Origin of the sequence: Aquabacterium sp. (assembly GCF_050725395.1) — a bacterium.
GTDB lineage: Bacteria > Pseudomonadota > Gammaproteobacteria > Burkholderiales > Burkholderiaceae_C > Aquabacterium.
Window position 1 is genome coordinate 1 of record NZ_JBOHHL010000014.1, and the last position, 13,533, is coordinate 13,533.

The following is a 13,533-nucleotide window of genomic DNA, read 5'->3' on the forward strand; positions in this document are numbered from 1 at the left end:
AGCGGTCGCAGATCAAGTCATCCCGAGGCCGGGTGACCGACTGACGGCCGCTCAAATCCAGAGCTTCTTCCAGCCTTCGTGGCCCAAGGTTCGCAGCGTCTCGATGTTGCGCTCATAGATGTTGGCCGCGTCGGGGAAGGCTTCCACCGCTTGGTCGATGCTGCTTTCGCGCAGCAAATGCAGCGTGGGGTAGGGCGCGCGGTTGCTGAAGTTCTCGATGTCGTCCGGGTCGCTGTCGGCAAACTGGTAGTCGGGGTGGAAGCTGGCCACCTGCAACTCGCCTTCCAGGTCGAGTTCGCCCACGGCGGCGTCGGCCACTTCCAGGAAATCGTTGTAGTCCAGGAAATTGGTCAGCACATGCGGGTGGATCAGCAAGGTGGTCTCCACCACCTCGGGGTCGGCCTCCTGCAGAAACCGCAGCTCGTGCAGCAGGTCGGCCAGCAGGCCTTCTTCATCGGTGGCTTCGCTGACCACGTAGCGGATCTGCTGCTTGATCTGCACGGCCTTGGCGAAGGGGCACAGGTTCAGGCCGATCACAGCCTTGTCCAGCCAATCTCGCATGGCGCCGATCACGTCGTCGGGTGTGACTTTGTTCATGGTTGATCGTCTGCGGTGGCAAGGTCCACCGTCTTTTCAATGACCTTGCCCGTCACGGCCGCGGTGGTGCTCACGACGGTACCGGCGACGGACACGGCCGTGCCCGCCACGCTGCCGGCAATGCTGACCACGGCGCAGCCCGGCAGGAGGGCCATGGCGCACAGCGGCAGCAGCCAGCGGCAACAGGGGTTGATGAGGGGAGGGTTCATGACGATTCCGGGGTGAATGCCAGCGCATTTTCCCAGGTTTGGTGCGGATGCATTCAAGTTTGATGAGGCCGGGCCGAAAGCTCATGAACGCTGCAGAACAAGTGTCCTGTCAGGATCCGCCCTCCATGTGTCTCATTCTCATTCGCCGTGACCAACTGCTGTCGGTGCCCGATGCCTGGGGATGGTTGTGCCCGTGCGGGGCCTGCCGATGAGGAACACCGAGGCCACGCTGGAGAAGACGCTGCTGGCGCACCAGACGCTGTTCAAGCAACTGGTGGACAGCTCGCCCGACGCGATCATGCGGCACGACGCCACGCTGCGCTGCATTTACGCCAATGCCACCCTGGTCATCGTGTCGGGGCAACCAATGGACACCATCGTCGGTGCCTTGCCCCAGGAACTGCCCTTCGTTTTCGACGCCAAGTCCTACGCAGAGCGCTTGCACAACGTGGTCCGCCTGGGCGCCCCTTCCGGGTTCGAGATGGAGTGGGGCCTGCCGGATGGCACCCTGCGCTGGTGCCAGGTCAGGCTGGTGCCCGAGCGCGATGAACGGGGTGCCGTGGTCGGCGTGATGTCGGTGTGCCATGACATCACGGCCCACAAAGCCTTGCAGGCCAAGCTGGAAAAAGCCGAGTCCCTGGCCCGGATCGGCTTCTGGGAGCTGGACCTGGCCACCAACCTCGCCCACATGTCGGACCATGCTTGCCGTTTGATGGGCCGCCAGCCGGGTTGGGCGCCTTCGGCCGCCGAGCTGCTGGCCATCCATCCCAAGGAAGAAGGCGAACGCATCGATCGCCTGTACAGGGCGGCCATCGCCGCGCGGGAAACTGCCGTGCAGTACGACTACGACGTGGTGGTCGATGGCGAAGTGCGCCACCTTCAGCTCCATGCCGAGATCGCCTACAACAGCAAGGGCAAGGCCAAGACTTTCTTCGCGGTTTCGCAGGACATCACCGAGCGGGTGCTGGCCGACGAAAAACTGCGCGCCCGCGAGCAGGAATTCCGCCTGTTGGTCGAGAACACGCCGGACAACATCGCCCGCTACGACGGCGAATGCCGGCGCGTGTTCGTCAATGATGCCCTGGTGAAACTGATGGGACAGCCGGCCTCTGCCTTGCTGGGCCACAAACCCAGCGACAGCGTCAAGGCGCCCCAGGCCTTGGACTACGAGCGGGTGCTGTCGCAGGTGTTCACCAGCGGCCAGCCGCAGGACCACACCTATCGGCTCAAGGACAAGAGCCGGCGCAGCTTGAGCTTCCACATGCGCATCGTGCCCGAGCGCGACAGCACGGGCCAGGTCGTCAGCGTGCTGTCCATCGGCCGCGACATTTCAGAGCTGGAAGCCACCGAGCGCCGTTTGGAAGACGCGCAGCGCATCGCGCGCATCTGCCACTGGGAATGGGACTACGTCAGCAAACGCTCCTCCATCAGCCGCGTGGGCCTGGACGTGCTGGGCCTGTCCCACACCGACGAGCTGACGATGCAGGACTTCCAGGCCATCATGCTGCCGGACGAGCGCGCCTCCACTTTCCTGCTTTACCAGGATGCCTTTGCCAAACGCCAGAGCGAACTGAGCTACGAGCACTGCCTGGTGCTGCCCGATGGCAGTCGCCGTGAAACCCACAGCTGGGTTCGGTTGGAATACGGCCCCGATGGCCGCGCGGCCCGTGCGCTCGGCGTCACGCAGGACGTGACCGACCTGAAGGACCTGCAACGCCAGACCCACCAGCTGGAGTTCTACGATCCGCTGACCAGCCTGCCCAACCGCGCCTTGCTGCACGACCGCCTGAAGCTGGCCATGGCCGATGCCGGGCGCCAAGGCGGCAGCGTGGGCGTGGTCTTGCTGGACATCGACCACTTCCAGAAGGTCAACGATTCGCTGGGCACCGGCGCCGGCGATGTGCTGCTCAAGTCCGTGGCCGGGCGCCTGTCCCAGGCCCTGCGCGAATACGACACCGTGGCCAGGCTCGGCGGCGACGAGTTCGCCATCATCGTGCCGCAGATCCGCCAGCCTTCGGATCTGGACGTGGTGGCCAGCCGCATCAAGCATGTCTTCGCGGCCCCCGTGGCCTTGAACGACACCGAGATCTTCGTGACGGCCAGTGCCGGCATCGCCCTGTTCCCGGCCGATGGCGCCGACGTGAACGAGCTGATGGCCCACGCCGATGCCGCCATGTACCACGCCAAGAACTGCGGTCGGGATAACTTCCAGTTCTACGCCCGCGAGCTGACCGCCACGGCGCTGGAGCGCCTGAAGATCGAAGGCGACCTGCGCAAGGCCATCGAACGCAACGAGCTGGAGTTGTTCTACCAGCCCAAGGTCGATCTGGGCACTGGCCTGGTCGTGGGCGCCGAAGCCTTGATGCGCTGGCGCCATTCCGAACGCGGCCTGGTCCCGCCCGATCGTTTCATCGGCGTCGCCGAGGACACCGGCCTGATCATCGACATGGGCGAGTGGGCACTGCGCACCGCCTGCGCCGAAGCGCGCGCCTGGCACGACCGCCATGGCGAGCCCCTGAAGATCGCCGTCAACCTGTCGCCCCGCCAGTTCTACACCGGCGACCTGGTCGGCACCGTGCGGCAGGCCCTGCAGGACACCGGCTGCAAATCAGAATGGATCGAACTGGAGATCACCGAAAGCCTGCTGCTCAATGACCGTGTGGACATCCGCTCCATGCTGGAGGCCTTGCACGACATGGGCTTTACCATCGCCATTGACGATTTCGGCACAGGCTATTCGGCCTTGTCCTACCTGACCCGTTTCCCGGTGGATACCTTGAAGATCGACCGCTCCTTCATCCGCGAATTGACCACCGACCGCGACAGCGCGGTGCTGGCGCAGGCCATCGTCACGCTGGCCCGCAGCCTGCGCATGGAAGTCGTGGCCGAAGGCGTGGAGACCGCTTCGCAGCGCGACCACCTGGGTGCCTGGGGCTGCCACCTGGCGCAAGGCTTCTATTACAGCAAGCCGGTGCCCATGGCCGACTTCATGGTCCTGCTTAAAAACTGGGACCACGGCGTGTCCAACCCCGCGACAGGAACCCGATGAACACCGCCATGAGCTCCTCGTCTTCATCCCTGTCCCCCGAAGTCCTGTCTCCTGCCGCCATGCGCGACAACAGCGAAGAATTGTTCCGAAAGCTTTTGATGGGCGTGTCTGTGATGGCGGGGCTGACCCACCTGTGCTTCCTGCTGTTGTTCTACAAAAGTGGCGTGACCCCACTGGCCATGATCAACGTGGGCAGCATCCTTTGCTATGTGCTGACCTTCTCCTTGCTCTGGCACAACCACGTGGTTCAGGCCTGGATGCTGATCATCTTCGAGGTGGTGGGCCACGCGGTCCTGGCCGTCTACTTCATTGGTTGGGAAAGCGGGTTCCACTTCTACATCATGCTGGTGCCGCCCGTGATGGTCGTCAGCCCGCTGGACAACTGGCGCGCCAAGGCGCCGCTCGTGCTGGGCCTGGTGGCCTTGTACGTGGGACTGGACTTCTTCCTGCGCCTGGCCACGCCCGTGGCGGTGCTGGACCCCTCCGTGATCAACGGCCTGCACTACTTCAACCTGATCACGGTGCTGGTGCTGCTGATTTTCCTGGCGGGCATGTACTACCGCCTGGTGGTCCAGAGCGAGCAGGAATTGCGCGAGATGGCCACCACCGATCCACTGACCCGTTTGCGCAACCGCCGCAGCGTGCTGGACACCTCCAGCTTCGAGGCCGCCAAGCAGCGCCGCGATGGCCGGCCCATGTCCTTCGTGCTGTGCGACGTCGACCATTTCAAGGCCGTCAACGACACCCATGGCCATGAGGCGGGCGACGATGTCCTGACGTCGGTGGCCAGGGTTCTGCGCACGGGTGTGCGCGAGGTGGACCACGCGGCCCGCTGGGGTGGCGAAGAATTCCTCTTGCTGCTGCCCGAAACCAATGTGTCCGGCGCGACCTTGGTCGCGAACCGTCTGCGCGAGGCCATCGAAGAACTCAGGGTGTCCAGCAAGGATGGCCCACTGCGGGTGACGATGACCTTCGGGGTGAGCGCCTTGCACCCCGACGAATCGATCGACCAGGCCATTGCGCGGGCGGACAAGGCGCTCTACACCGGCAAGCACGAAGGCCGCAACCGGGTGGTCATGGCGGCCGAAGACCACGCCCGCTGAGCTGATCGACAATGGCCGGCATCGAAGGAATCCTGCCATGAGTGAAGAAGAACGTCCCGTCCTGCCCCTGCCCGCGCTCAAGCTGGGCGTCTACCGCCACTACAAAGGCCAGCGCTATCAGGTTTATGGCGTGGCGCGCCACAGCGAAACACTGGAAGCCCTGGTCGTCTACCGGCCGCTGTACGGGGAGGGGGCCCTGTGGGTGCGCCCCTATGCCATGTTCACCGGCCGCATCACGGTCGAGGGGGTCGATCAGCCACGCTTCGAATGGGTCGGCGAAGGGCGGGACGGCGCCCTGCATTGAGTGAAAAGCGGGGCGATGCGCCAGTCAATTCGGCGCTTGGGCCCTGGAGGCGAAGCCAGATACTGAGGTCAGCTGAAAAGGATGCCGACCATGTCACGCCTCAACCTTCACCACATGATGGGCTGGATCACCGCCGCGGCGGTCCGCCATCCCCAGGACCTGATCGCCCACGTGGCCGAGCGCACCCAGGCCAGCCGGCCTGCCGCCCGCAAGGCAGTGTCACGCCTGGTCGAGGCCGGTTGGCTGGTCCGGGAAGGTTCGGCTTCCCGTCCCGTGTACCGCCCTGGCCATTTCAGGCAAGTGGTGGCCAGCTACCCCTTGCAGGGCCTGGTCGAGGACGTGCCCTGGGAGCGGGATTTCCTGCCCAATTTCGTGCTGCCAACCCAGGTGCAGCGCATGGCCCAGCACGTGTTCAACGAGATCCTGAACAACGCCATCGACCACAGCGGCGGCAGCACCGTCACCGTGTCGCTGCGCCAGACGCCCAACCACATCCAACTGCTGGTGTCCGACGACGGCCGTGGCCTGTTCGACCGCATCCGCGAATCCTTTGCCATCGACGATGCCCAGCACGCCATGCTGGAGTTGAGCAAAGGCAAGCTCACCAGCCTGCCCGACCGGCACACGGGTCGCGGCCTTTTCTTCTCGGCCCAATTGACCGATGTGTTCGAAGTCCATGCCAATGGCTCGAACTTCCAGCGCCGTGGCTGGGATGGCGGGGGCTGGCATTGTGGCAAGCCCCTGGCCCGCCAGGGCACCTCGGTCTACGCCTCCATCGCGCTGGACACCGATCGCACGCTGGACTCGGTCTTGAATGTGTGGAGCACAGACCACCAGGGCATCGCTTTCGACCGCACGCGGGTGCCCTTGCGCCTGCTGCTGTCTTCGGGCACCGCGCTGGATTCCCGCTCGCAGGCCCGACGCGCGGCTTCGCGCCTGCCGCAGTTCAGCCATGCGCGCATCGACTTCAGTGGCGTGACCGACATCGGCCACAGCTTCGCCGATGAACTGTTCCGGGTGTTCGCCGGACAGCATCCCGAGCTGCAGCTGGTGGCCGAGAACATGTCGCCCAAGGTGGCGAACCTGGTCCACGCAACGATTTCCGGCCAGGCATGAAAAAAGCGGCCGAAGCCGCTTTTGGTGCGATCAACGCGCGCTGAATTACAGCGGGCGGATGTTCGAAGCTTGGGGGCCCTTTTGGCCTTGCTTGACTTCGAATTCGACGCGTTGGTTTTCTTGCAGGCTGCGGAAGCCGCCTTCGCTGCGGATTTCGCTGAAGTGGGCGAACAGGTCCTTGCTGCCATCTTCAGGAGCGATGAAGCCGAAGCCCTTGCCGTCGTCGAACCATTTCACGGTGCCAGTTTGTGTCGTACTCATGGATGAAGTTCCTTGTAGAGTGATTGAAAAAATAAAGAATCCGCACTGACTTGCGCCGGTGCGGCAGAAACACTCAAGAAACGTCAAACCGGGAGTTGAAACCTGGGCCGCGAAGCGGCTTGAAACGAAGACCTTGAGGAAACGGTCTTGTGCATGTCTGTGGGCCTAATGTACCTGCATTGCACCAAAATGTCACGCCACGAATTTCAGCACGGTGAAATAGTGGCTGGCGGTGCCGCCCAGCACGAACAGATGCCAGATGCCATGGGCATGCCGCATGCGCTTGTCGATCACGTAGAAAATGATGCCGACCGTGTACAGGACGCCTCCTGCCAACAACCACCGCCAGCCTTCGTCTTGCAGACCATTCATCAATGGCACGGCGGCCGCGATGCCGCACCAGCCCATCAGCACGTACAGTGGCACCGATGGAACGGTGTCACGCCCCCACCACAGCTCTTTGCAGATGCCGATGGCGGCCAGCACCCACACGAAGGCGAAGATCGACCAGCCCAGCGTGGTGCCGCCCAGGGTGATCAGGGTGAAGGGCGTGTAGGTGCCCGCGATGAGCAGGTAGATGGCGCAGTGATCGACCTTGGCCCAGCGCTCCTTGCTGGCGCCGCGGATGCTGTGGTACAGCGTGGAGGCCGCGTAAAGCACCACCATGGTCAGCCCGAAAATGCTGAAGCTGACGACCTTGAGCGCATCGCCCACCTGCGCTGCGCGCGCGATCAGCACGGCCGAGCCCACCACGGCCAGCGCCAGCCCCAGCAGGTGGGTGACACTGTTGAAACGTTCTCCGTGGTACATGACGGCCAGCCTTTTTTGATGTGATGGAGATGATGACACGCCGATGGGTTGCCCACCTCGACATGGACGCGTTTTACGCTTCCGTCGAGCTGTTGCGCTACCCCGAGTTGAGGGGCCGTGCCGTGGTGATCGGTGGTGGCCAGCGTCATCAGCCCGTCATGCAAGAGGACGGCACGCGGCATTTCTCGGTGCTGCGCGACTATGCCGGGCGCGGCGTGGTGACCACTGCCACGTATGAAGCGCGGGCCCTGGGGGTGCATTCGGCCATGGGCATGATGAAGGCGGCGGTGCTGGCCCCGGATGCCGTGCTCCTGCCGGTGGACTTCGACCAGTACAGGGCCTATTCGCGCCGGTTCAAGGCGGCGGTGGCCGAGATCGTGCCCATCATCGAAGACCGGGGCGTGGACGAGATCTACCTGGATTTGAACGGTCTGCCCGGCGTGGGCGAGGCGGTGGGCGGCGATCCGCACGGCGGTGTGCGCGCCTTGGCCCAGCGCATCAAGGACCGGGTGCGCGACGCGACCGGCTTGAGTTGCTCGATGGGCGTCACGCCCAACAAGCTGCTGTCCAAACTGTGCTCCGACCTGGAAAAGCCCAATGGCCTGACCATCCTGACCGAAGAAGACATCCCGACCCGCATCTGGCCATTGCCCGCCAAACGCATCAACGGCATCGGCCCGAAGTCCACGGCGCGGCTGGAAGCGCTCGGCATCCACACCATCGGCGAGTTGGCCGCGGCGCAGCCCGACTGGTTGATCGGGCAGTTCGGGGCCAACTACGGCGCCTGGCTGCACGAAGCGGCGCATGGCCGCGACGAGCGCGCCGTGGTCACCTGGCGTGAGCCCAAGTCCATCAGCCGCGAAACCACTTTCGAGCGCGACCTGCATGCCCGAGAGGACCGCGATGCCCTGGGCGCGATCTTCACGCGCTTGTGCGAGAAGCTGGCTGGTGACCTGGAACGCAAGGGCTACGTGGCCAAGACCATCGGCGTCAAGTTGCGCTACACCGACTTCAAGATCGCCACGCGCGAGGTCACTTTGCCCGCCCACACGGCCGATGCCAAGGAAATCCGACAATGGGCCGGCCGTTGCCTGAAAAAGGTGCCGCTGGACCAACGCCTGCGCCTGCTGGGCGTGCGCGCGGGCGCGTTGTGCAAGGCCGATGAGGTGCCCGCCTTTGACGCCGCATCCGTGGCCAGTGAGCGCCCCGTGCCTTACACGCTGCCGCTGTTCGACTGGGACGACGCGCCCATGCAGGCACCAACCCGGCGCACAATGGAGGGTTAGCCCGCCTCGGCCCCTTAGTCTTGCTTGCCCATGATCTGGAACCGTCTCGACCGCATCGCCCACGTTCTTCGCCCGCATCGCCAGGCCTCGATCCTCCTGATCGACGCCCTGCTGATCGCGCTGGCCTGGCACATCACCTACCTGTTCCGCATGGGGGTGGAGCGCTGGTTGCACGAACGCCCCAGCTACGACCTGGTGGTGCTGCTGGGCGTGACCGCGGTGTACAGCGCGGTGTCCTGGGCCCTGAATGTGCCGCGCGCAGCTTGGCGCTACACCAGCTTCAACGAGATCACGCGCCTGGGCTGGGTCTGCCTGGGCGGCGGTCTGGCCAGCGCCGTGGTGGTGCTGATGGCGCAACTGGTCGAGATCCCCCGCGCGGTGCTGGCCTTGCATCCTTTCATGGTGCTGATCACCTGGTCCTTGGCGCGCATGCTGGTGCGCATGCTCAGCGAGCAGTCGCGTGCGCGCCGCGAGGGCGGTGATGCCACGGGGCGCCGTGCCATCGTGTTGGGCGCCGGTGCCGCGGCCAAGCTGCTGATCGCCGGCATCCAGCACCGCGGCTGGACGGTGGTCGGTTTGCTGGACGACGATCCGCGCAAGCATGGTGCCCGCATGGCCGGTGTCACGGTGTGGGGCGCCTTGGACAAGCTCAAGCACGAAGGCACCCTGGATGACGTCACCCACCTGGTCCTGGCCATGCCTTCGGCCACGGGGGCGCAGCGCAAACGCGCCCTCGACATGGCCGCCGCGACCGGCCTGCCCGTGCTGACCGTGCCCAGTGCCGACGAACTGCGCGAGGGCGGGTCGCGCATCGAGCGCGTGCGCGACATCGAGCCCGACGACCTGCTGGGCCGCGAACCCGTCAAGCTGGACGAGTCAGCGCTGTCCACCCTCATCAGCGGACAGACCGTGATGGTGACGGGGGCCGGAGGCTCCATCGGTTCCGAACTCTGCCGGCAGATCGCGCGATTCGGCCCCAGCCGCCTGGTGCTGTTCGAGTTGAGCGAGTTCGCGCTCTACAACATCGAGCAGGACCTGAGCGAGCGCTTCCCGCGCGTGCCGCTGGTGCGCCTGGTGGGCGATGTGAAGGACTTGCCCGAGTTGCGCCGGGTGATGAACGCCCACCGTCCCGACCTGGTCTTCCACGCCGCCGCCTACAAACACGTGCCCTTGATGGAGGACGACAACGCCTGGATCGCCCTGCGCAACAACACCCTGGGGACCTACCAGGTGGCGCAAGCGGCGGGCGAATGCGGCGTTCGCCGCTTCGTGCTCATCTCGACCGACAAGGCCGTCAACCCGACCAATGTCATGGGCGCGACCAAGCGCGCGGCCGAGATGGTGGTCTCGCACTGGGCCACGCAGATGCCGAACACGCGCTACATGGCCGTTCGTTTTGGCAATGTGCTGGGCTCCAGCGGCAGCGTGATCCCCAAGTTCAAGGAACAGATCGCCAAGGGTGGGCCGGTCACCGTGACCCACCCCGACATCACGCGCTACTTCATGACCATCCCCGAGGCGGCGCAACTGGTGCTGCAGGCGGCGGTGCTGGCCGAATCGGGCCAGGTCTTCGTGATGGACATGGGCGAGGCGGTGCGCATCGCCGACCTGGCGCGCGAGATGATCCTGCTGTCCGGCCGCACCGAGGCGGAGATCCCCATCGTGTTCAGCGGCCTTCGCCCTGGCGAGAAGCTCTACGAAGAGCTGCTGGCGGACGACGACACCACCCTGGCCACGCCGCACCCGCGTCTGCGCCTGGCGCAATTGCGGGGCGAATTGCCGGCCGACTGGATCGAGCGCCTGCTGGCGCTGGCGCAGGACGAGGCGGCCAGCCAGCCCAGCATCTTGCGTCAGCGCCTGCACGGCCTGGTGCCCGAATACCAGCCGCGTTGATCCTCCGGGATCAGGTGTGGATGGCCAGCAGGTCGTCCACGTGCACCAGCAGAACCGGCAACTGCACGGGTTTGGTCAGGTAGCAATAGGCGCCCGCCGTCAGGGCCGCATCGACCTGTTCGGGCATGGCGTCGGCCGAGACCATGATCACCGGGATGGCGGCCGTCTGCGGGTTGGCCTTCATGAGCTTGAGGAACTCGATGCCCGAGGCGTCGGGCAGGTGCACGTCCAGCAAGACCAGGTCGGGCGCGGGCCCGCTCAGCCGGTCGTGCAGCGCGGCCAGGCCTTCCTCGATGGTGGGGGCGACTTTCAAGCGGATCCAGTCGCGGGTGGCCAGTGCGCCGCGCACCACCTCGCTGTTGACCTGGTTGTCTTCCACGTACAGCACCTGACGCACGGGTTGGTTGGTCTTCGTGATGACGCTGGTGGGGGCGGGTGTGGGTGGCATGGGCAGCTTGACCGCTGCCACCTCGACGGGCCTGGCGGGCAAGGTCAAGGTGAAGGCGGAGCCCTCGTTCTCGCGGCTGCTCACTTCCAGTTGGCCGTCCATCAACTGCGCCAGGTGCTGGCTGATCACCAGGCCGATGCCCACGCCGTCGGACGCCAGCCGTTCACGGCCCAGGCGGTTGAAGGGCTGGAACAGCTGCGCCACTTGCTCGGGAGTCATGCCGAGGCCGGTGTCTTGCACCGTCAGGCGGATGCTGTCGCCCCCTCCGGGCCGTGTCGCCATCGCCGCGGACACCTTGACGGTGCCGCCCGGCCGGTTGTACTGAATGGCGTTGCTGAGCAGGTTGACGAGGATCTGGCGCAAGCGGATGGCATCGGCTTGAACGCCCCAGCCCGCCGGGGCCGGTTCGGGGTCCAGCAGGCGCACCTGCTGCTTCTGGGCCAGTTCGCGCACCATGTCCATGGCGGAGCCCACCGTGGAGGTCAGGGGCACCACCTCGGTGTTCAGCTTGAGGGTACCGGTGTCGATGCGGGACAGGTCCAGCACATCGTCGATCATGTCCAGCAAATGCCAGCCGGCCTGTTGAATTTGCTGCAGCCGCTGCGTTTGCGACGGGGGCAGGGGGGATTGCTTGTCCAGGTCCATCACCTGGGCAAAGCCGAGCACGGCGTTCAGTGGGGTGCGCAACTCATGGCTCATGCGGGACAGGAACTCGCTCTTGGACTGGTTGGCCGCCTCCGCCGCGGCCTTCTGGCGCCGGGCGACGTCCATGGCCGCCTCCACGCGCCGGGTGTGTCCTGTGACGACCAGCAGCAGGGCCCCCAGGGCGGCGGCGACCACCACGCCACCGATGGCCAGCAGCCATGACCACGCCAGGCTCCCCACCACCGGCACTGGCGCGTGGGCCCAGGTCACCAGCTGCCATTGCTGTCCGGCAAATTCGATGGGGATCAGGCTTTCATGGCGGCGCGCCTGCCCGGGTTTGCTTTGGATGCAACGGGCGTCGCCGCCGAGGAATGAAGGCGCACTTGCTTGGCTGGCGTCCAGCAGACAGGCGCGGAGGTAAGGGGGCAGGCCCGCCGTCATGGCCTTGATGGTGTCGTCCATGCGCAGCGCCAGGAACACCGCCCCTCGGGTGTTCTGCACACGGGTCTGCGGGGTGAAAGGCTGTCCTTGGTAGATCACCCGGTAAAGCACCACCCCTGTTTGCTCGGCCGACTCCTGGGCCAGTTGGAATCCCTTGGAGACCGCCGGGCGGTCTTCGCGGCGAGATTGCTCGAAGGTGTCGCGCGCGGCCGGGGTGGACAGCGAGTTGTAACCCAGGGCCCGCTCATTGCCGGGCGTGGGTTCCACGAAACGGATGGCGGCCACTTCCGGGCCTTGGGGAGGCAGGCGGGCCCGCGTGTCGTGGACCTTGTAGTCGCGCAGGCCTTCCGCACGCTGTCGGGCCTCGAAACCGGGGACCTGGTCCAGGCTCAGGCGTTCGGTCCAGCCCATGGCCTGGATCCCGGTCAGCGTGTTCAGCCAGTAGTGGCTGGCCAGCTTGAATTCCTGCCGGCTGACCTCGGACGATCCGATGTACAGGCCGTGCAGGGCCTCCAGCGCGTCAAGGTAGCCGTTGAGCCGCAGATGCACGGCGCTGGTCAGCGTTTCCACGTCCTGGTCGAACACCGACTGTTCGCGCTCGGCCTCCCACAATTGCACCTGGTGGATGGTCAAGCCCAGCAACATCGTCGTCACCAAGAGGGGAGCGCCCAGGATCAGGCGTCGAGCGCGCCACAAATCGACGGGCTGGCCGACCAGGGTCAGCATCAGCGGCGTGCCGATCAGCACGCCCAGGGTGTCGCCGGCCCACCAGGACAGGCCCGTCTGAACCGCTTGCTGCGGGGGGAGGATGCCCAGCGTGGCCATCGCGGGCACGGTCAGCCCCGCGTTGATCACGCAGCAGGCCGGCCCGGCAATCAGCAGGAAGCGGGCAATGTCGAGGGGATGCTCCAGCGGCAAATCGGGGCCTTGACCCCAGCTGGCCCAGCGGGCGCCGGCCCAGGCCTGCAGCGCGGCGCCGATGCCGGCGGTCATCGCCACGACCAGGAATGGCCAGGAATGAACGGGATCGTGCCCGTGCCAGTGCGAAATGGCCAGCATGGTGGCCGAGCCCAGCCCCACGGGCAGGACCATGGCCGTGCCCCAGCCCAGCACGCAGGCCAGCCCGAAACCCGCCGACAGGTACAGCGGTTCGACGTGATCCTGCGGCGAAGCCAGCCCCAGCATCAGCACGCCCGCCACGACGTACACCAGCCAGGTGATGAAACCACGAACCCAGAGGGAGGCGGGGGCTGGTGCCGGGCGCATGGACATCTTCCGAGTCTCGGTTAGTGGATTTTTTTGCGCACCTTAGCACTCATTGCCGCCCGGGCGTGAGGGGGAGATCAAGGGTGGATCGTCAGCTTCTCGCGA

11 protein-coding genes are annotated in these 13,533 nt (G+C 65.5%); 6 read left to right on the forward strand and 5 right to left on the reverse strand.

Translation table 11 applies throughout. The annotated features are described in order from the left end of the window. Positions 1–51: 51 nt before the first annotated feature. Both ACREB4_RS10660 and ACREB4_RS10665 read right to left on the reverse strand, forming a co-directional pair. Positions 52–597, reverse strand: coding sequence for a DUF1415 domain-containing protein (locus tag ACREB4_RS10660; protein WP_431588194.1), 546 nt, complete (start codon positions 595–597; stop codon positions 52–54). After that, complete coding sequence (locus ACREB4_RS10665; protein WP_431588195.1) at positions 594–806, reverse strand: hypothetical protein; 213 nt, start codon at positions 804–806, stop codon at positions 594–596. The genes ACREB4_RS10660 and ACREB4_RS10665 overlap by 4 nt, the downstream gene beginning before the upstream one ends. 208 nt (positions 807–1,014) lie before the next feature. Between ACREB4_RS10665 and ACREB4_RS10670 the strand changes: the two genes are divergently transcribed. From ACREB4_RS10670 to ACREB4_RS10685, 4 genes are all read left to right on the forward strand, one after another. Then, positions 1,015–3,855 (forward strand): EAL domain-containing protein, encoded by a 2,841-nt coding sequence (locus tag ACREB4_RS10670; RefSeq protein WP_431588196.1) that lies wholly within the window; start codon positions 1,015–1,017, stop codon positions 3,853–3,855. Then, the gene (locus ACREB4_RS10675; protein WP_431588197.1) at positions 3,852–4,958 is read left to right on the forward strand and encodes a GGDEF domain-containing protein; all 1,107 of its coding nucleotides are present in this window, start codon (positions 3,852–3,854) and stop codon (positions 4,956–4,958) included. The genes ACREB4_RS10670 and ACREB4_RS10675 overlap by 4 nt, the downstream gene beginning before the upstream one ends. Positions 4,959–4,995: 37 nt before the next feature. Then, positions 4,996–5,262 carry a DUF1653 domain-containing protein gene (locus ACREB4_RS10680; RefSeq protein WP_431588198.1) on the forward strand — a complete coding sequence of 89 codons (267 nt, stop codon included), beginning with the start codon at positions 4,996–4,998 and terminating at the stop codon, positions 5,260–5,262. 90 nt (positions 5,263–5,352) lie between these two features. Beyond that, positions 5,353–6,378, forward strand: coding sequence for an STAS-like domain-containing protein (locus ACREB4_RS10685; RefSeq protein WP_431588199.1), 1,026 nt, complete (start codon positions 5,353–5,355; stop codon positions 6,376–6,378). A gap of 45 nt (positions 6,379–6,423) precedes the next feature. Here ACREB4_RS10685 and ACREB4_RS10690 read toward each other — a convergent pair whose 3' ends face one another. Together ACREB4_RS10690 and trhA are read right to left on the reverse strand one after the other, a co-directional pair. After that, a complete protein-coding gene (locus tag ACREB4_RS10690) occupies positions 6,424–6,639 on the reverse strand; it encodes a cold-shock protein (protein ID WP_230178750.1) in 216 nt (71 codons plus the stop codon). A gap of 192 nt (positions 6,640–6,831) precedes the next feature. Beyond that, positions 6,832–7,449 carry a PAQR family membrane homeostasis protein TrhA gene (gene trhA, locus ACREB4_RS10695; RefSeq protein ID WP_431588200.1) on the reverse strand — a complete coding sequence of 206 codons (618 nt, stop codon included), beginning with the start codon at positions 7,447–7,449 and terminating at the stop codon, positions 6,832–6,834. 29 nt (positions 7,450–7,478) lie between these two features. Here trhA and dinB point away from each other — a divergent pair, with 29 nt between their 5' ends. Together dinB and ACREB4_RS10705 are read left to right on the forward strand one after the other, a co-directional pair. Next, positions 7,479–8,735, forward strand: a complete 1,257-nt coding sequence (gene dinB / locus ACREB4_RS10700) for a DNA polymerase IV (RefSeq protein ID WP_431588201.1) — start codon at positions 7,479–7,481, stop codon at positions 8,733–8,735. A 30-nt stretch (positions 8,736–8,765) separates the two neighbouring features. Further along, positions 8,766–10,628 (forward strand): polysaccharide biosynthesis protein, encoded by a 1,863-nt coding sequence (locus ACREB4_RS10705; protein WP_431588202.1) that lies wholly within the window; start codon positions 8,766–8,768, stop codon positions 10,626–10,628. A 10-nt stretch (positions 10,629–10,638) separates the two neighbouring features. Here ACREB4_RS10705 and ACREB4_RS10710 read toward each other — a convergent pair whose 3' ends face one another. Continuing rightward, positions 10,639–13,428 carry a CHASE domain-containing protein gene (locus ACREB4_RS10710; RefSeq protein WP_431588203.1) on the reverse strand — a complete coding sequence of 930 codons (2,790 nt, stop codon included), beginning with the start codon at positions 13,426–13,428 and terminating at the stop codon, positions 10,639–10,641. Positions 13,429–13,533 lie beyond the last annotated feature (105 nt).

Excerpts from the sequence above, each read along its gene's own strand:
- ACREB4_RS10710 (WP_431588203.1), bottom strand. The coding sequence starts at position 13,428 with ATGCGCCCGGCACCAGCCCCCGCCTCCCTCTGGGTTCGTGGTTTCATC.
- ACREB4_RS10665 (WP_431588195.1), bottom strand. The coding sequence starts at position 806 with ATGAACCCTCCCCTCATCAACCCCTGTTGCCGCTGGCTGCTGCCGCTG.
- ACREB4_RS10705 (WP_431588202.1), top strand. The coding sequence starts at position 8,766 with ATGATCTGGAACCGTCTCGACCGCATCGCCCACGTTCTTCGCCCGCAT.
- ACREB4_RS10670 (WP_431588196.1), top strand. The coding sequence starts at position 1,015 with ATGAGGAACACCGAGGCCACGCTGGAGAAGACGCTGCTGGCGCACCAG.
- ACREB4_RS10680 (WP_431588198.1), top strand. The coding sequence starts at position 4,996 with ATGAGTGAAGAAGAACGTCCCGTCCTGCCCCTGCCCGCGCTCAAGCTG.
- ACREB4_RS10685 (WP_431588199.1), top strand. The coding sequence starts at position 5,353 with ATGTCACGCCTCAACCTTCACCACATGATGGGCTGGATCACCGCCGCG.
- ACREB4_RS10675 (WP_431588197.1), top strand. The coding sequence starts at position 3,852 with ATGAACACCGCCATGAGCTCCTCGTCTTCATCCCTGTCCCCCGAAGTC.
- dinB (WP_431588201.1), top strand. The coding sequence starts at position 7,479 with ATGATGACACGCCGATGGGTTGCCCACCTCGACATGGACGCGTTTTAC.
- ACREB4_RS10690 (WP_230178750.1), bottom strand. The coding sequence starts at position 6,639 with ATGAGTACGACACAAACTGGCACCGTGAAATGGTTCGACGACGGCAAG.
- trhA (WP_431588200.1), bottom strand. The coding sequence starts at position 7,449 with ATGTACCACGGAGAACGTTTCAACAGTGTCACCCACCTGCTGGGGCTG.
- ACREB4_RS10660 (WP_431588194.1), bottom strand. The coding sequence starts at position 597 with ATGAACAAAGTCACACCCGACGACGTGATCGGCGCCATGCGAGATTGG.